The sequence below is a fragment of the Brachyspira sp. G79 genome, from assembly GCF_002379365.1.
In the GTDB taxonomy this organism is placed as follows: domain Bacteria; phylum Spirochaetota; class Brachyspiria; order Brachyspirales; family Brachyspiraceae; genus Brachyspira.
The window spans coordinates 296,167-314,105 of the sequence record NZ_JQIU01000008.1 but is presented as its reverse complement, the minus strand read 5'-3'; the positions used below and the strand labels follow the sequence as shown (position 1 = coordinate 314,105).

The following is a 17,939-nucleotide window of genomic DNA, read 5'->3' as shown; positions in this document are numbered from 1 at the left end:
TTTCATTATTCAATGAGAATGGGAATATTATTTACTGCACTACAGATAAATACCGTATAGGAGAAAATATTACTAACTCGTCCGATATATACGGCTACAATGATCTACTAGAAACTATATATTCAAATAATACTGTATTTAAAGAATCATATAATAAAAAAACATCAAGTAAATATTTTCATATTTTTTAAGCCAATACATATGTTTGATGATGTGTATTGGGCAATAGAATTAGCTGTGTCTGAAAAAGCAGAATTTTTCAGTAATTACAAAATTATAATAATGATGTGGACTATAATATCATCAATAATTATATTAATAGTAATTATAGTACCGTCAATTATTAATAAAAGAGTATTATCTATAATGAATGATTTAAATGATAATATCACTAAAATAAAAGAAGGGGATATATCTTGGAGTGTTTCTGAAAATTATTTAAAATTAAATGATGAAATAGGAGATATGAGCAGAGGAATTAATAATACGGTAGAATACTTAAATAATTTGGTTACCGCTGTAAAAGGGAAAGTTGATAAAATATCTGAAAATTCTAGTGATATATCTGAATTTGTGGACAAAATTAATGATAAAGAAAGCAAAACAATAAAAAATCAAAATTATCAATTTGTAAATCAGGTTACAGAAACTTCAAAATCTCTTTTAGAAGAATCTAAAGAACTTCAAAAAATAATAGAATATTTCAAACTTAGAGAATAATAAGAAATTAAAATATGCAAAAATATTATTTGACATTATAATATATAAAATATATACTACAATTAGATTAAAATATAATTTAGGCAGTAAAATGTTTAGTAATAATTACCGTATTTTATTTATAGTATTGCTATCTCTAATCATTAATGTATCCTGTTCAAAAATAGAAGAAACTGTATCTCAAAATCAATCCTCAAGATATTTTGCTTTACAGATAAATATAGGTTCAGAACCATATACTATAGACCCCAGTGTTAATATAACATCGGATACTTTAATATATTTAAGACATATATTTGAAGGATTAGTTACAAAAGATAAAGATGGAAAAATAATACCTGCTGTAGCTAAGACATGGACTGTAAGTAGCGATGGATTAGTATATACATTTAATCTTAGGGATAATGCATATTGGAGTGATGGAAAAGGAGTAACAGCTCATGACTTTGTATATTCATTTAGAAGATTATTTGACCCAAATACCAAAAGTAAATTTGCTTATCAATACAATATAATAAAAAATGCCAAAGATATTAATATGGGAAAAATAGAGACTAAATATCTTGGTGTAGAAGCTATTGATGATTATACTTTAGAAATTATGTTAGAGATGCCATTAACATACTTCTTAGAAATTTTAGCCTACCCTACTTTTTATCCATTAAGAGAAGATATAATTAAAACATATGGAGAAAAATGGACTGACAACCCTCAGACATTTATAGGAAACGGTCCTTTTAAAGTTGTTGAAAGAAAATTTAATGAATATATTATTATGGAAAAAAATGAACTATATTGGAATACTAAAGAAGTAATACCAAGCATATTAGAGTTCATACTTAGAAATGATAATGAATATTCTCTAAACTCTGTAAAAAAAGGACTTCTTCATTTTTCTAGAAACTTCCCAAGAGAATATATTTCTTCATTAGAAAGAGAAGGATATATACACAATGTACCTAGAATATCCTCATATTTTTATTTTATTAATACAACAAACAAAACATTATCAGATTCAAATGTAAGAAAGGCATTGTCTCTTGCCATAGATAGAAATTATATAGTTGAAAATATTACAAAAGGCGGTGAAAGACCAGCTGCTGCTTTAGTACCTTACGGAGTACCAGGATTTTTTGGAGATTTTAGAGAAAACGGCGGAGACTATATTGATATTACAAAAGATAACTATGAAAATAATATAAAAGAAGCAAAAAAACTCATGATGCTTGCTGGATATCCTAATGGTAATAATTTTCCAACTTTAACATTTAAAACGACTCATGGTGTACATACTTATATATTTGAGGCTATTCAGAAAATGTGGAAAGAAAATCTTGGTATTGATGTAGTTGTAGAAGAGTTAGAATGGTCTGATTTATTTAAAGAACGATTTGATAAAAATATTGATATTGCAAGCGGAGGCTGGAATGGAGATTTTAATGATCCTATCAACTTTTTATCAATATTTTTAAGTTCATCGCCTAATAATAACAGCGTTTATAGTAATTCAAGATATGATGATCTCATAAAAACAGCCAGCTTAATAGGAGATACCTCTCATAGAATGATGACTATGCATAAAGCTGAAGAAATATTAATATCAGATATGGCAATAATACCTATTTATTTTCATAATGAACCTCTTTTAGTTTCGCCAAAACTAAAGGGAGTAGAATATGATCCTATGGGGCAATATAATTTCTCTAAAGCATATTTATTAGAATAATAAAAATTGACTTTAATATATATAAAGCATATAATACTATCTAAAATAATACCTTATTAAAGTTTTTTTTAATAAAATTAGGAGAACAAAAATGAAAAAAATAAATGTTTTATTTATTTTTATAATCTTTTTATTTGTATTATCATGTTCAAATGCAAATAAAAAAGATGATGGAATATCTATATACATAAATACTGGTCCTGAACCAAATACTATAGACCCTAGCATTAATGTTACTTCAGATGCTGTTTTTTATTTAACTCATACATTTGAAGGTTTAGTTGAAAAAGATATGAGCGGTAAATTAGTACCTGCTGCTGCAGAAAGTTGGGAAATAAGCGATGACGGACTTACATATACTTTCAAACTAAAAACAAATGCTAAATGGACTGACGGACAGAATGTTACAGCAAATGATTTTGTATATTCTTGGCAAAGAGTTGTTGATCCTGCAACTGGAAGTCAATACGGATATCAGCATGAACCTGTAAAAAATGCAAAAGCAATTACCGCAGGTGAAATGCCTAAAGAAAGTTTGGGAATAAAAGCAATAGATGATTATACTTTAGAGGTAACTTTAGAAGCTCCTACTGCATATTTCCTAGAGCTTTTAAGTTTTCCTACATTTTACCCGCTAAGAAAAGACATAATAGAACAATATGGAGATGAGTGGACATTAAATGCGGATACATATATAGGAAATGGTGCTTTCAAACTCATTGAAAGAAATAGAGATGAGAGCCTTGTAATGGTAAAAAATACCAATTATTGGAATATAGAAAATATAGTGCCTGATAAAATTACATTTGTACTTATGGAAAATGAAACAGCTTCTGTAGCTGGAGTTAAGGCTGGTACTTTGCATTTTGCAAGATCTTTCCCTAGACAGGATATACAAACTCTTCAAAAAGAAGGACTCATAGTAATAAAGCCTAGAATATCGTCATACTATTACTGTCTAAACTTAACTAATGATATACTAAAAGATGTGAGAGTAAGAAGAGCATTATCTCTTGCTATAGACAGAAACTATATAGTAGAACAAGTAACAAGAGGCGGAGAAAAACCTGCAGGTGCTTTAGTTCCATATGGTGTATCTGACTATGAAGGAGATTTCAGAGAAAACGGCGGAGAATATATTGATATAACTAAAGAAGGATATGCCAAAAATGTAGAAGAAGCTAAAAGATTAATGGCTGAAGCTGGATATCCTAACGGCGAAGGTTTTCCAGTTATGGAGTTTAAAGCTGACCCTGGTATACATGTAAAAATATTTGAAGCTGTTCAGCAGATGTGGAAAGAAAATCTAGGTATTGATGTTACTTTAACTCAGGAAGAATGGGCGGTATTTTTGCAAACTAGATATGACAGAAATATAACAATGGCCAGAGGAGGATGGAACGGAGACTTTGATGATCCTATAAACTTTCTTACTTTGTGTATAAGTTATTCTCCTAACAATTATAGTGTTTACAGTAACAAAGCCTATGATGATATGATTAATCAAGTTATGCTTTCAGGAGACCAAAAGTTTAGAATGGAAACTATGCATAAAGCAGAAGATTTATTAATGAAAGAAGAAGCTATAATACCTATATACTATTATACTGAACCTCTCTTAGTATCGCCTAAACTTAAAGATGTTTATTATGATTCATTAGGTTTTCATAGATTTCATAAATGCTATTTAGAATAAAATAAAAAGTTATTATAAAAATAAAGGCTTGAACTTAAATAATAAAGTTCAAGCCTTTTTTATTAAGATATATATTAACTATTATTAACGGGCTTTTTAATAAATCCTAGTATTACTGCTGTTATAATAGAGCCTATTACTATAGCAAGAAGATACAAAGGAGGATTATTAACTATAGGAAGTACAAATATTCCTCCATGAGGAGCTCTTAATTGTATACGGAAAGCCATAGTTAAAGCTCCAGCAATAGCAGCACCAATCATACAGGAAGGAATAACTCTTATAGGGTCAGAAGCAGCAAATGGTATAGCTCCTTCAGTAATGAAAGAAAGTCCCATAACATAACAAGTTTTACCAGCATCTTTTTCATCAGCAGTGAATTTATTTCTAAATATTGTAGTAGCTAATGCTATACCCAAAGGTGGAACCATACCTCCAGCCATAACAGCAGCATGAGGAGCATAATCACCTGAAGCTATCATTGCTATACCAAATGTGAAAGCCGCTTTATTTATAGGTCCGCCCATATCAGTAGACATCATAGCTCCGAGTAAAGCACCTAATAATATTAAGTTTCCAGTACCCATATTCTTTAAGAAATTAGAAAGTCCAGAGTTTATTGCAGCTATTGGATCAACTATGAATAAATACATTATAGCACCTGTAAAAAATATACCAAATAAAGGATATAATAAAACAGGTTTAATTCCGTCCAAACTTTCAGGCAATTTAGAAAATACTTTTTTTAATAAAAGAGTAATATATCCACCCAAAAAACCGCCTATAAGTCCACCTAAAAATCCGCCGCCGCTATTTAATGATATAAGTCCTCCAACCATAGCAGGAGCAAATCCAGGTCTGTCAGCAATACTCATACCAATAAATGCCGCCATTACAGGCACCATTAAAAAGAAAGCATTGCCTCCTCCTATATCATTTAAAAGTTTTGCAAATGCATTATATGAAGGGTCATTAGGATTGCTCGCATTGATACCAAACATAAATGAAAATGCTATAAGTATACCTCCGCCTACAACAAATGGAAGCATATTAGATACTCCAGACATTAAATGCTTGTATACTCCAGTTTTAGTTTTTTTAGCAAATCTGTCTGAAGATGTACCTTCTGAATTAATATGATATATAGGAGCTGTTTGATTTAAAGCATTTTTTATTAACTGCTCTGGATTTTTTATAGCCTCTTTGACACCTACTATATCAACATTCTTTCCAGCAAATCTATCCATAGCAACATTTTTATCCGCTGCTACTATTATACCTTTGGCATTTTTTATTTCATCTTTTGTAAGCTCATTTTTTACACCGCTTGAACCATTAGTTTCTACTTTTATAGTTATACCAAGCTCTTTACCTTTTTTAAGCAAAGCATCAGCGGCCATATAAGTATGTGCTATTCCAGTAGGACATGCTGTTACTGCTAATACTTGATATGAATCAATGCTATTATTATTTTCCTGATTTAAAGATGAGTTTTCATTATCTTTTTCAGCATTTTTCATTAATATATCAAGTACTTCTTCTTTGCTTTTTGCATTTAATAATGCTTCTCTTATATCATCTTCAAGAAGAAGAGTAGTTATTTTTGATAATAATTCTATATGAGAGTCATTAGAGTTTTCTGGGGCTGCTATCATAAAAAATAAATGCGAAGGCTTTCCGTCTAATGATTCATAGTCAACACCTTGTTTAGAAATACCTATAGCAACAGTAGGTATCTTTACTGCACTAGTTTTACCATGAGGTATTGCTATGCCTTCTTCCATACCTGTAGAGCTTTGAGCTTCTCTTTTTAATATTTCTTTTTTATACTCTTCCCTATCATTTAATTTGCCGTTATTATAGAGAAGATCTATCATTTCATCTATAATTTCTGATTTAGTTTTTCCCTTTAGATTAATATCTATACAATCTAAAGTTATGACATCTTTTAGCATTGTTAGCCTCCGTTTTATTTATAACATTAAAAAATTAATTAACTTTTTTTATTTCTGTATTTTCTAAAAATTTCTTCATACTCTCAAACGTAGTTAAACCTTCAGAGCATGCTGTAGAACTTCCGCTTGCTATGGCATATTTATAAGAATCAATTATATTTAAATTATTGCTTAATCCATAAACAATACCAGCCACCATAGAATCTCCAGCCCCTACTGAACTTATTAATTTTCCGTCTGGAGCATTTCCTAAATAAGCCTCATCTTTTGTTACTAAAATAGATCCGTCTTTACCCAAAGATACTATTACATTCTCACTTCCCTCTTTTATTAATTCTCTGGCATATTTTATTATATCTTCTGTAGTATCTATTTGTTTATTAAAATATTCGCTTAATTCTTTTTTATTTGGTTTTGTAAGGAATACTTTTTCTTTTAATCCGAATTTGAATGCCTCATCTCTTGCATCTAGTATTACTTTTATATTTTTATTTATATTTAATATAATATTTCCATATATGTTGCTTTCAATAGAATTAGGAACACTTCCAGATAATACTAGTATGTCATTATCTTTTATATTATCTTTAATAAAGAATAATAACTCAATAATTTTTTCTTTTGAAATATTTGGCGATTTTCCAGCTATTTCACTTTCTGTCTTTGAAGTTTTTAATTTTATATTTATTCTCGTATCTTCTTCTAAGTATATAAAATGCTCTTTAATACCATATTCTTTAAGATGTTTTTTTATATAATCTCCAGTAAACCCTCCGCAAAAACCTAAAGCCACAGAATCGATATTAAAGTTTTTTAATACCTTAGAAACATTAATTCCTTTTCCTCCTGCTAATGTATAGGCATTATTAACTTTGTTTAATTCTCCCTCTTCAAAGTTATTCATGTCTATATAATAGTCAACAGCAGGATTTAGTGTTAAAGTATATATCATAAATAATCCCCCCACTTTTTATTGATTAACAATAAATACTCCTTTTAATTTATTTTTTATATTATCATCTATTTCTTTCGCATTGGTTATCAAATAAGAATCTTCCAAACTACAAAAGTTTATAAGACTTCTTTTATTAAATTTTGATTCATCGCATAAAAAGTAAGTTTTACCTGCCCTTTTAGAAGCCTCACTTTTTATCAATGCCTCCTCACTATCTGGCGTAGAATATCCGTATATATCAATACCGTTAGCACCCATAAATGCCAAATCAAAATTAAAATTCTTTAGAGACATCGCAGCAGTTCCTCCAACCAATGCTCCTGTAAGTGTTTTTATCTTTCCGCCTATCAAATAAGTTTCTATTCTCTTATTATTAAGTTCATCTATATGGCTTATACCGTTTGTTATAACCTTTATATTCTCAATTCCAGACAAATATTTAATCATAGCAAAAACACTAGTACCCGCATCAAGATATATAGTACTTCCTTTCTCTATTAAAGAAGCAGCAAAATTACCTATATTATCTTTTTCCTCCGAATATATTTCTCTTTTGTATAACAAACTCTCTTCCTGAGCATCAATTAATACTGCACCGCCATGAACACGCTTTATCTTTCCAGCCTCTTCAAGAAATGTTAAATCACGCCTTATTGTAGCCTCTGATACATTAAGTCTCTCTATTAGCTCCTCTATCTTTATGTTCTTTTTCTCTTTTATAACTTCAAGTATCAATTCGTATCTGCTTACTCTTAGCACTTCTTTAATATCCTTATTTACTTTCTATATTAACAATTATATAAAAAAAGCTAAAAAAATCAATCAATTTCAATCAAAAACAATCAAAAACAGTCAAAATTTGTTAAAAAATTCTATATCTTGTATAATATGTACTACAATAAATATGAATTATAGTTATGAAAAACTCTTTAATAACTTTAAATCTATATCATAAATAATAAGTATTGAAGTTAATACTCAAAAATATATAATATAATAAATACTTAACAAAGTTTTATTAAAGTTTTATTTATGGAAGAATTAGAATTAATAAAAAGCAAAATAAAAAATATAAAAGAAGAATTAATAAATATACGAAGAGATTTGCATTCTCACCCTGAACTCTCAGAAAAAGAATTCCAAACTATGAATACAATTTCTAATCATTTAAAAAAATATAATATAGATCATCATACAGGAGTTGCTAGTACTGGAATTATAGCTGATATAAAAGGAGAGGATAAAAGTTTCACAGTAGCATTCAGAGCAGATATAGATGCTCTTCCAATTGATGATTTAAAAAACTGCAGTTACAGCTCAAAAAATAAAGGTGTATGTCATGCATGCGGACATGATATACATACTGCAATTAATTTGGGTATAGCCTCAGTATTTCAAAATAATAGCAAAGGTATAACACCTCCTTGCAATATAAGGCTTATATTTCAGCCTGCAGAAGAAACTGTAGGAGGAGCTTTGAGAATGATAAAAGAAAATGCGTTAGAAAATGTGAATGTCATATACGGGCTTCATGTTTCTACACATAGCGATACTGGATTTGTACAGATAAATGATAATATTGTAAATGCATCATGTTTAGACTTTAAAATAAAAGTTTATGGGAAAAGTGCACATGCTGCTAATCCTTCTGGAGGAATTGATACTATAGTAATAGCTGCCAAAATAATAGATAATATTCAAACAATAATAAGCAGAAATGTTCAGGCAGAAGACAGTGCCGTAATAACAATAGGAACAATAAATGGAGGTACTGCTGAAAACATTATATGCGGTTATACTGAGATGACTGGTACAATAAGAGCCTTAAGAGAAAGCACTATGACAAAAATAATAACAAAAATAAAAAAAATAATCAAAGGTATAGCATACTCTTTTGATGCTGATGCGGAGTTTATAGAAACAGTATATTTTGCAAGTCTTGTTAATTGGAAAGAAGCTTCCGATATTGTGAGAGAAAATGCTGTTAGTTTGCTTGGAGAGAAAAATGTATTTGAATTAAAGCCTTCTATGGGAGCTGAAGATTTTTCTTTTTTTATACAAAATAAAGCAGGTGCATTTTTCAATATAGGTGCAAGAAACAAGAAAAAAGGAATAATACATGAAGCTCATAACGGACTCTTTGATGCTGATGAGGAATGCATAGAAATAGGACTTACTTTACAGATAATGAACTTATACAAAAGCTATTTAAAAAAAGATATTTTTTGGCTTGGAAAAGAGAGAAATTAAATATAAATTAATAAAAATTATTTTGTCATTACTATACTTGTTTCAAAACTACTTGACAAGATTAAGTATGAAATTATTTAGAATTACAAATAAAATTTTTCACAAGTTATATAATTTATCATATTAGTATACACTGAAAATTTTTAAGTTTGTCAATTTTTTATTCAACTTTTTCCCGCCGCAAAAAGAACCAAGTGCAAGCCTAAAAATAATACTAAATACTACTTGTTATGTTTTATATGTAGAATAAATTACTAAATTTAGCCTGAAATATAGTCTTTTTATAGTCATTTAGCTATATAAACAAAAAATATAAGTTATTATAACTTTAATATACATAAAATATATAAAAAATATTTTAATATATTTTATTATTCATCTTTTTACAAAAAAAAATACAAAAGCACAAAAAATAAGAAAAAATAAAGCTAATATAAACTTATAATCTATTATAAAATTTCATTATAGTATAAAGTTTTTTTAAAGGTATAAAGATATGAATAATAATTACAAAAAAAGCTACTATGCTGTAATACCCGCAGAAGTAAGATACGATAAAAGATTAAAACCTCTTGCCAGATTGCTATATGCAGAAATAACAGCACTCACCAATGATAAAGGATACTGCTGGGCCTCTAATGCCTATTTTGCAAGTTTATATTCAATAAGCTCAACAACAGTATCAAGATATGTTTCCGAGCTTAAAGAATACGGTTACATAAAAATACATTATGATAAAAAAGATAATAATACTCAGAAAAGAAAAATATATTTAAACTCACTAAAAAATTATAATAAGGTATTGTCAGAAAAATCAAATGAGTATTGTCAAAATAATCAAGAGAGTATTGACCAAACTGATAAAGATAATAATAAATTTAATAATACAATTAATAATAATATGTCTCATTTTGATTTGTTTGTAAAAAGTCTTACAGAGGTTTTTAATAGAATAACATGCAGTAAAGCAGAAAAACTCTCTCAAATACACTGCTTTAAAACTAAATATAAACAAAAAGAATTAATTGATATATTCAATAATCGACGCTACTCTTGGAAAGACTCTATAAAATATGCCGAACTTAAAGTAAAAGATAAAAATAATATTACTACTATTTGGCTTGACTTTGTAAGCTATTTAAAAGTGTACCTCATAAAAGGTGACAAAGAACGGTTAATAAAAAGACATTACAGCGAAAAAGAATTATATGAGCGTAATAAAAAATTAAAAGAAATGGAAATATTAAAAATACAAAAAGAAAAAGAAGAAAGAGAAAAGCTGCTTGAAGAAGAAAAAAGACTTGGAATAGATAATATGACTGAAGATGAAATAATAGAGTTTACAAAAAATAGATTTAAACATCTTCAAAGAAAATGATAAAATGTATATTGATATTTATTTTATATTATATTAAAATAATGCCTTAAAAATATTTATTACTATATAAGGTATAAGGGTATATTATGAAAGAATTAATAAATAAAACTTTGGCTGATTATATAAATGATGTAGACAGTTCCTTACCTGCTCCGGGCGGTGGAAGTGTTATGGGACTTGTAGGAAGTTTGGGATGTGCTTTAGCTGGTATGGTTGGTCATCTTACTGTAAACAAAAAAAAGTTTTTAGAATTAGAAAAAGAACATCAGGATAGTTTTAAAAATGCAATAGAAAAAATAAAAGAAATAAAATCACACTTAGCTGATATAATAGATAAAGATGCCGAAAGTTTTAATTTATTTATGGAAGCTATGAAAATGCCTAAAGAAACAGATGCTGAAAAAGAAAATAGAAAAAAGGTTATGTCTGAAGCCTCAAAAAAAGCTATAGAAATACCTTTTAATGCCTTGAAATACTGTTATGAATTAATGCCCCTTTTTGATACTGTTACAAAATATGCAAACAGTGCCGTTATAAGTGATATTGCCGCTGCATACATTTTAATATATGCCTGTGCTAAAGGTTCGGTACTTAATATTAACATTAATATCCCTATGATAGATGATAATATATTTTTAGAACATATTAAAACAAATACTAAAAAATATATGAATGAAATAGATAATATTTACACAAAAACTTCAAAAGTAATTTCATTATTTAATATATAAATGTTGCAAATGATAAATATTATGTTATTAATACGTATATTTTTTATACAAAATTCTAATTTTGTTTTTTCATATTGATATTTTATTTATATTATGATAATCTTAAGTTCAGATAACAAGGGTTTATAAAATATATATATATGAGAATAGAAATATAGTAATAGAACGTTTTTAATGTTTTATTCTTATAGTTTGATGTAATTTGTCTAAAATTACTGTAAAATTTTTCTTCTTAAATAAAAACTAGAAACTTCTATCAATATGTTTATCTTGATTATATTTTATAATTTTTTCTTACAAATCTCCTTGTCCTTATTTGTTAGTTATATTTATTCTTTATATTAGGAGGCTCTAATGAGTATAACAACTAAACATATGATATCCTTAAGTGAAGAGGAAAAGGAAAAAATCAAAGAATTCATTAAGAAGGAAGGAAAATCTAAAAGACTTATCTCTAGGGCAAATATCATTCTTGCTTTAGACGATAAGAAAAACACAGGGCTTACTCATACTGATATTGCTAAACAATACAATGTTACATATCATACTGTAGTAAATATTATTAATGAGTATGTAAAATCAGGATTGGATGAAACGCTCACTTATAAGCGAAATCCAAACAGCAATAGAAAAAAGAAACAGGCCAATTAAAATGAATGATAATTTTATGTGCGGGAAGAAAGTATATTTTCTGAAGCCATCTTTAGAACTCTCGCACATGAAAGAATATCCGCATCTATATCTTCAAACATATATTCTACATTCTCATATAAATTACTAATCAAGTTTATACCAAAATTAATACCCTTGTCAATATCTCCAGTCATAGCCAAATCATCTGTAATAATAACACCATTAAAGCCTAATTCATTTTCTAGTATATAATCATACTCCATTGACATGCTGGCAGGATTTTCACTATCTATATATTTATTTTTTATATGTGCTGCCAAAACCATTTCAGCTCCTGCATCTATTGCTCTTTTAAAAGGAATAAACTCTTTCAAAAAAAGTTCATTAGTAGTCTTATCAATAACAGGAAAATTATCATGAGAATTAACAGTAGTATCTCCATGACCAGGGAAATGTTTTAATACACTTATGATTCCTGCATCTCTCTGAGCTTTTACTGTATATTCTGCCATTTCTGCAGCTATATCTGTATTAGTAGAAAAACTTCTATTATATAAATAAGAATTACTATCACTGGGTATATCACATAAAGGTCCTAATATTACATTAATACCTAAATCAAGTAAAAACTTTGATTTTTTGTATGCTATATCATATGCATATTCAGTACTGTTTGAATCCCCTATATTTCTTGGGGATATATCTTTAAGAGGGTCAAACTCTATACGGTTTACTTCGCCTCCTTCTTGATCTATAGAAATTAACATATTTGAGTTAACATATTTTCTTAAATCAGATGTTAATTGTTTAAGCTGTTTTTCATCTTCTATATTATAATCAAAAAGTATTACTCCAATTATATTATTATCTTTAAGTGTTTTAATGGTTTCTTTAGAGAGTACTTTATCTTTTATACCTACCATAAGTAAAAGTCCTCTTCTCTCCTTTTTACTCATTTTAGATACTTCATCTATATAAGATGATAATTCTGGATAATCTTTTTTAATTTTAATATATATTCTTTCTCTTTAAGTACATTTGAAGCACTTTTACATGCATATGAAAATAATAATATTATAAATAAATATAATACACACATCACAATTTCTTTATTAATTTTAACAGCTTTGAACATAATACAATATCCGTTTCTTTTATATTAGTTTCTATAATATTTTTTAATTTATTTATATCTTTATAATAATTACTTGAAAGTACATTAACGGCATAATTAATAATATTTTTATCATTATTAATATAATCAGTCATTATAATGCCTTTAAACTTCATATTATTAAATAAAAAATCTCTGTATTTATAATTATCTTTTATATGAGGCATTACTATAATATCAGCCTGAGCCTTGATACCAGCCAAAAAAGTTTCTCTATTATCAATAATACTTTCAATATTTTCTATACTTTCTATATCTTCATCTATATATAACTCATCATCATAGTATTTTGGAAAATATTTTAATGCCGTTATAAGCCCATTATCTTTATATGCTTTTACTGTGCTGTATATTAAATTAGAAGCGAGTATTTTATCATCTGAGAATATATGCTCTTTAAGATGAGATTTTTCATTACAATAAGTATTACATATTGGAGATAAAATCATATTAATGCCTATCAACTTTAATTTTGATGCTCTTTCATATGCTATTTTGTATGCATATTCTTCGCTTTTTCTCTCTCCTATATAACTTGAAAAAACTTTAAAACTCTTATCATAGTATATACTGTAAGTATTTTTATAATCCTGATCTATTGCTATAAATATTTTTCTTTTAATCTTTTTTTTATTTTTTTATAATTTTATCAAGACTTTCAATATCTAAATTATCTATATTTATTATTATGCCTGATATATTTGTTTTATTTATTATATCTATTAAATTATCATCATAATTTTTTACCGATATTATAAATGCTACTTCTTTTTTATTCTCAATGTTTTCTTTACTATCATTATTTTTCAAAACTATATTGAAATTGTCATAAAGATAAATAAAAATAAAAAATAAAATTAATAATAATATTGAAATTATAACAATGTAAATCATTATTTTATTATGCTTTATTTATATACAATAAACTAAAAATTATTAAGTTTGTTAAAAATAAAACATTAATTCAAATACTTAATAATACTTTCGGCAATATATACGGCATCCTCTTCTTTTAAAGTACTATATAATGGAAGAGTTATTTGATTTTTGTACATATTAAAAGCATTTTTATAATCATTAATATCATACCCCAAATCAATATAAGCCTTTTGTGCTGGAAGAGGCAGATAATGAACATTTAAAGTTATTCCCATTTCGGACATTTTATCTATAAGCAAATCACGCTCCTCTTCTTGATAATCTTTTATTCTAATCAAATATAAATGATAAGACGACTCGCTTAAATCATCTTTAAAACTAGGAAGAATTATTCTTTTATTTTTAGATAGAATTTCATTATATATATTTACTATTTTTTTTCTGTTATTAAGCATAGAATCATATCTTTTAAGCTGAGATAAACCAATTGCAGCATGAATATCGCTCATATTAGCTTTATATCCAGCCAATTCAATACTATATCTCCAAGCTCCTCTGCCGCCTTTACTTTTATCTAAAGCACTTTTATTTTGTCCATGAAGAGACAATACAGAAAGCTCTTTATATATATCATCAGCATTGATACCGCCTATATCATTAAAAGATAAAGCTCCTCCCTCAGCAGTTGTAATATTTTTAACTGCATGAAAAGAAAAAGAAGACATATCTGCCTGAGAACCTGTTCTTTTTCCTTTGTAAACAGCACCTATAGAATGAGCTGCATCAAGTAAGAATAATGGTCTTTTTAATTCTATTTGATACTTATTTTCTGAAGCATTAAATAATTCTTTTTTATTTTCAAGTATTTTCATAATGCCGTCATAATCGCAGGGCTTTCCTCCAACATCCACAGCAATAACCGCTTTGGTTTTATTTGTTATAGCTTTTTCTAACTTTTTTAAGTCTATATTAAAATCATTAGTACTAGCATCTATAAATACAACTTTAGCACCAAGATGAACAACTACATTTGCAGTTGAAGCATAAGTATAAGCTGGAACTATCACCTCATCACCCTCACCTACTCCAAATATTTTTAATGCAAGCTCCATAGCGGATGTAGCACTTGACAATAGCTTTATTCTTTTTACACCTATATATTTACAAAGCTCTTCTTCAAACTCTTTATTAACTGGTCCTGTTGTAATCCAGCCTGACTTTAATACACTAACTACGGACTCTATTTCACTGTCTGTTATATCAGGAGGTGAAAATGGTATTGATTTATTCATAACTTTTCCTTTATACTTTATATATTGTTTTATTATGTTTACTTTACATAATCATATAATATACAGCATGCAAAAAATAAATCAATAATAATTTATATTATATTTAATTATTATTGATTTTCTTAAACTAAACAAATAGTATTCTGCATAGGTAGTTCTTTTAGTTTGTTTGTTGTAACTTAATTTTATAATATATGGATCTTGAACAATAAAAAATAAAATTATATATTTACATATAATTCAATATATATTAAAATACTAATACTACAAAAATAAAGATTAGTTATGAAAAATATATTTAATAATAGAACAGATAATAATATAAATAATAATAAAAATATAATACAGACTATAGATGAGTTTTTTAGAAGAGTATCAAATCTAGTAGCAATAACAGGTTCTATATTTGCAATATTTGTTCTTCTTATGCAGATAAGACAGGTTAATGCGGATAATTTTTATATAGCTAATTATGATAAAATAATTAATGTTATTACAGTTTGTTTTGTTTTTATACTTATAGATCAAATAAGAATAGCACCTAGAAAACTTTATATAGTAGTTCCAATCATTCAGATTATAGGACTTTTACTTCTTAATTTTTTCAGCAAAAAATACTATGATATATATGCAAATAGAATAATATGGACTATAGCAGGGTCAATACTTTTCTTTTTGGTTATAGTTATAAATTGGCTTAGGCTTTCATATTCTAAGTTTACATTATATCAGATGATTATAGCTTCTTTTATATTTGTTATAACATTAGGAAGTTTATTATTATACCTTCCTTTAAGCACAGTAAGCGGTAAATTATCATTTATTGATGCATTATTTACAGCAACAAGTGCGGTATGTGTTACAGGGCTTAGTGTTATAGATATATCCAAAGAGTTTACATTGTTTGGTCAGATAGTATTAATAACTCTCATACAAATAGGCGGACTTGGTATTATGTCTATATCAGCAATAGTGCTTTTATTTTCGGTAAATAAAGGAAGTGTTCAGGATAGAGTTAGAACTTTAGAGATGTTTAATACTCAAAATAAAGACATTATACAATCAACTGTAAAAGTAATATTTTTATCAACATTTTTTATAGAGCTATTAGGGGCTGTTTCTTTATTTACTGTTATGGAAACTGACAGCAAATTAGGAATGCGTATATTTTCTTCTGTATTTCACTCTATAAGTGCCTTTTGTAATGCTGGTTTTTCACTTTATACAGATAATCTTCATCAGTATTCTGCTAATATCACAGTTAATGTTACTATTATGCTCCTTATCACTTTGGGAGGTATAGGTTATCCAGTAATGCTTACAGTATCAAGGGCTGTAATTAATAAGATAAAGGGTAAAAGATATGTATTTGATGTTCAGGCTAGAATAGTTATATATACAAGTGTTATTTTAATATTGATAGGAAGCGTTTTTATATTTTTCAATGAATATTCAAATTCTTTAAAGGATTTGCCTCTAAAAGAAAAAATATTAGTTTCATTGTTTCAAAGTGTAAGTCCTAGAACAGCAGGCTTTGAAACTATAGCATATAATTCTATGAGTACAGTTACTATAGGTGTAGTTATATTTTTAATGTTTGTGGGTGCCTCTCCAAACAGTACTGGAGGAGGAGTAAAAACTACTACATTATTTGTTTTTATGTTTTCAGTAATTACAGCAATTTTTAATAGACCATATATTGTAGTTAATGGCAGAAAAATAAAAGATAATACGGTTAATAAATCTGTTGCTATAGTTACACTTGCTATAAGTATTTCAGTGCTTGCCTCATTTATTATGTTTTATATAGAAAAGTCAAAAACTATGATGCCTATACTTTTTGAAGCGGTATCGGCTATAAGTACAGTTGGGCTTTCTTTGGGTATAACGCCTACAATTACAGTATGGAGTAAGTTAATACTTATACTCTTGATGTTTATAGGACGTGTTGGATATCTTACTATATTTATGAGTGTAGGTTCCATTAATCAGGGAAAATATGGAATAATAGATTTGCCTACAAGCGATGTAACTATAGGTTAATAATATTATGTCTAAAGTTATTATTGTATGCGGTGCTGGAGGAAAGACATCATATATAAAAAGATTATCAGAAAGTTACAAAGATAAAAAAGCAGTTATAACAACAACAGCAAAAATTTTTAAACCTAAAAAATATACAGAAACAATAGATTCACATTCTTTTGACAATGATAATATTATTGTACTAGGTAGAGAGTATGATGATAAAAAACTTATGTATGCAGGAGATAATGAATTAAAAAATGCTATTGATTTTGCTGATATTGTTTTGATAGAGGCAGACGGAGCAAAGTATTATCCAATAAAAATACCTAATGATGAAGAGCCTATTATACCAGACTTTTTATATGAAAAAATAGAAAAAATAGTTATAGTTATGGGGCTTCATAGTTTGAAAAGAAAGTTTAAAGAGGTATGCTTCAGATATAATTTATGCAGTGAAATAAACAGTGAAAGTATAGTTGATTTAGAAACTATTAAATATATTGCAGATAATATTATATAAAT

The 17,939-nt window shown here is 27.3% G+C and carries 15 protein-coding genes and 2 pseudogenes; 10 read left to right on the top strand and 7 right to left on the bottom strand.

Annotated features, from left to right (window positions below; translation table 11 throughout):
• The 4 genes and pseudogenes from KQ44_RS14730 to KQ44_RS03045 all read left to right on the top strand — a co-directional run.
• Nucleotides 1-191 (top strand): annotated as a pseudogene (locus KQ44_RS14730) (methyl-accepting chemotaxis protein); the annotation flags it as partial.
• Nucleotides 192-201: 10 nt separating this feature from the next.
• Complete coding sequence (locus tag KQ44_RS03055; RefSeq protein ID WP_240516447.1) at nt 202-720, top strand: methyl-accepting chemotaxis protein; 519 nt, start codon at nt 202-204, stop codon at nt 718-720.
• Nucleotides 721-811: 91 nt separating this feature from the next.
• Complete coding sequence (locus KQ44_RS03050) at nt 812-2,446, top strand: peptide ABC transporter substrate-binding protein (RefSeq protein ID WP_096736190.1); 1,635 nt, start codon at nt 812-814, stop codon at nt 2,444-2,446.
• Nucleotides 2,447-2,537: 91 nt separating this feature from the next.
• A complete protein-coding gene (locus KQ44_RS03045) occupies nt 2,538-4,142 on the top strand; it encodes a peptide ABC transporter substrate-binding protein (RefSeq protein WP_096736189.1) in 1,605 nt (534 codons plus the stop codon).
• Between the two features lie 74 nt (nt 4,143-4,216).
• Here KQ44_RS03045 and KQ44_RS03040 read toward each other — a convergent pair whose 3' ends face one another.
• Genes KQ44_RS03040 through KQ44_RS03030 form a run of 3 tightly spaced genes read right to left on the bottom strand, consistent with a single transcriptional unit; the run spans nt 4,217 to nt 7,811 of the window.
• Complete coding sequence (locus KQ44_RS03040) at nt 4,217-6,097, bottom strand: fructose-specific PTS transporter subunit EIIC (RefSeq protein WP_096736188.1); 1,881 nt, start codon at nt 6,095-6,097, stop codon at nt 4,217-4,219.
• A gap of 34 nt (nt 6,098-6,131) precedes the next feature.
• Entirely contained in the window at nt 6,132-7,049 is a 918-nt protein-coding gene (pfkB, locus tag KQ44_RS03035; RefSeq protein WP_096736187.1) for a 1-phosphofructokinase, read from the bottom strand.
• An 18-nt stretch (nt 7,050-7,067) separates the two neighbouring features.
• Nucleotides 7,068-7,811: a DeoR/GlpR family DNA-binding transcription regulator gene (locus KQ44_RS03030; RefSeq protein WP_096736186.1), complete on the bottom strand. Its 744-nt coding sequence runs from the start codon at nt 7,809-7,811 to the stop codon at nt 7,068-7,070.
• Between the two features lie 273 nt (nt 7,812-8,084).
• On the opposite strand from KQ44_RS03030, the gene KQ44_RS03025 reads away from it, so the two are divergent.
• The 4 genes from KQ44_RS03025 (at nt 8,085) to KQ44_RS03010 (ending at nt 12,062) form a co-directional block, all read left to right on the top strand.
• Entirely contained in the window at nt 8,085-9,302 is a 1,218-nt protein-coding gene (locus tag KQ44_RS03025) for an amidohydrolase (RefSeq protein ID WP_096736185.1), read from the top strand.
• A gap of 496 nt (nt 9,303-9,798) precedes the next feature.
• Nucleotides 9,799-10,680, top strand: a complete 882-nt coding sequence (locus KQ44_RS03020) for a helix-turn-helix domain-containing protein (RefSeq protein ID WP_096736184.1) — start codon at nt 9,799-9,801, stop codon at nt 10,678-10,680.
• Nucleotides 10,681-10,766: 86 nt separating this feature from the next.
• Nucleotides 10,767-11,411, top strand: a complete 645-nt coding sequence (locus tag KQ44_RS03015) for a cyclodeaminase/cyclohydrolase family protein (RefSeq protein WP_096736183.1) — start codon at nt 10,767-10,769, stop codon at nt 11,409-11,411.
• A 354-nt stretch (nt 11,412-11,765) separates the two neighbouring features.
• Nucleotides 11,766-12,062, top strand: coding sequence for a helix-turn-helix domain-containing protein (locus KQ44_RS03010; RefSeq protein ID WP_020003382.1), 297 nt, complete (start codon nt 11,766-11,768; stop codon nt 12,060-12,062).
• Nucleotides 12,063-12,076: 14 nt separating this feature from the next.
• Here the strand turns inward: KQ44_RS03010 and KQ44_RS03005 are convergent, their stop codons facing one another.
• From KQ44_RS03005 to KQ44_RS02995, 4 genes are all read right to left on the bottom strand, one after another.
• Complete coding sequence (locus KQ44_RS03005) at nt 12,077-13,000, bottom strand: glycoside hydrolase family 3 N-terminal domain-containing protein (RefSeq protein WP_240516446.1); 924 nt, start codon at nt 12,998-13,000, stop codon at nt 12,077-12,079.
• Nucleotides 13,001-13,142: 142 nt separating this feature from the next.
• On the bottom strand, nt 13,143-13,712 hold the full coding sequence (locus KQ44_RS15535; RefSeq protein ID WP_346426130.1) for a glycoside hydrolase family 3 N-terminal domain-containing protein: 570 nt from the start codon (nt 13,710-13,712) through the stop codon (nt 13,143-13,145).
• A gap of 136 nt (nt 13,713-13,848) precedes the next feature.
• Nucleotides 13,849-14,028, bottom strand: coding sequence for a hypothetical protein (locus KQ44_RS15530; RefSeq protein WP_346426124.1), 180 nt, complete (start codon nt 14,026-14,028; stop codon nt 13,849-13,851).
• 149 nt (nt 14,029-14,177) lie between these two features.
• Nucleotides 14,178-15,389, bottom strand: a complete 1,212-nt coding sequence (locus KQ44_RS02995) for a DegT/DnrJ/EryC1/StrS family aminotransferase (protein WP_096736182.1) — start codon at nt 15,387-15,389, stop codon at nt 14,178-14,180.
• Nucleotides 15,390-15,674: 285 nt separating this feature from the next.
• Here KQ44_RS02995 and KQ44_RS02990 point away from each other — a divergent pair, with 285 nt between their 5' ends.
• Together KQ44_RS02990 and yqeC are read left to right on the top strand one after the other, a co-directional pair.
• On the top strand, nt 15,675-17,432 hold the full coding sequence (locus tag KQ44_RS02990) for a potassium transporter TrkG (protein ID WP_096736181.1): 1,758 nt from the start codon (nt 15,675-15,677) through the stop codon (nt 17,430-17,432).
• A gap of 7 nt (nt 17,433-17,439) precedes the next feature.
• Nucleotides 17,440-17,939: pseudogene (gene yqeC / locus KQ44_RS02985) on the top strand (selenium cofactor biosynthesis protein YqeC); the annotation flags it as partial.

Excerpts from the sequence above, each read along its gene's own strand:
- KQ44_RS03055 (WP_240516447.1), top strand. The coding sequence starts at position 202 with ATGTTTGATGATGTGTATTGGGCAATAGAATTAGCTGTGTCTGAAAAA.
- KQ44_RS03050 (WP_096736190.1), top strand. The coding sequence starts at position 812 with ATGTTTAGTAATAATTACCGTATTTTATTTATAGTATTGCTATCTCTA.
- KQ44_RS03045 (WP_096736189.1), top strand. The coding sequence starts at position 2,538 with ATGAAAAAAATAAATGTTTTATTTATTTTTATAATCTTTTTATTTGTA.
- KQ44_RS03040 (WP_096736188.1), bottom strand. The coding sequence starts at position 6,097 with ATGCTAAAAGATGTCATAACTTTAGATTGTATAGATATTAATCTAAAG.
- pfkB (WP_096736187.1), bottom strand. The coding sequence starts at position 7,049 with ATGATATATACTTTAACACTAAATCCTGCTGTTGACTATTATATAGAC.
- KQ44_RS03025 (WP_096736185.1), top strand. The coding sequence starts at position 8,085 with ATGGAAGAATTAGAATTAATAAAAAGCAAAATAAAAAATATAAAAGAA.
- KQ44_RS03020 (WP_096736184.1), top strand. The coding sequence starts at position 9,799 with ATGAATAATAATTACAAAAAAAGCTACTATGCTGTAATACCCGCAGAA.
- KQ44_RS03015 (WP_096736183.1), top strand. The coding sequence starts at position 10,767 with ATGAAAGAATTAATAAATAAAACTTTGGCTGATTATATAAATGATGTA.
- KQ44_RS03010 (WP_020003382.1), top strand. The coding sequence starts at position 11,766 with ATGAGTATAACAACTAAACATATGATATCCTTAAGTGAAGAGGAAAAG.
- KQ44_RS03005 (WP_240516446.1), bottom strand. The coding sequence starts at position 13,000 with ATGAGTAAAAAGGAGAGAAGAGGACTTTTACTTATGGTAGGTATAAAA.
- KQ44_RS02995 (WP_096736182.1), bottom strand. The coding sequence starts at position 15,389 with ATGAATAAATCAATACCATTTTCACCTCCTGATATAACAGACAGTGAA.
- KQ44_RS02990 (WP_096736181.1), top strand. The coding sequence starts at position 15,675 with ATGAAAAATATATTTAATAATAGAACAGATAATAATATAAATAATAAT.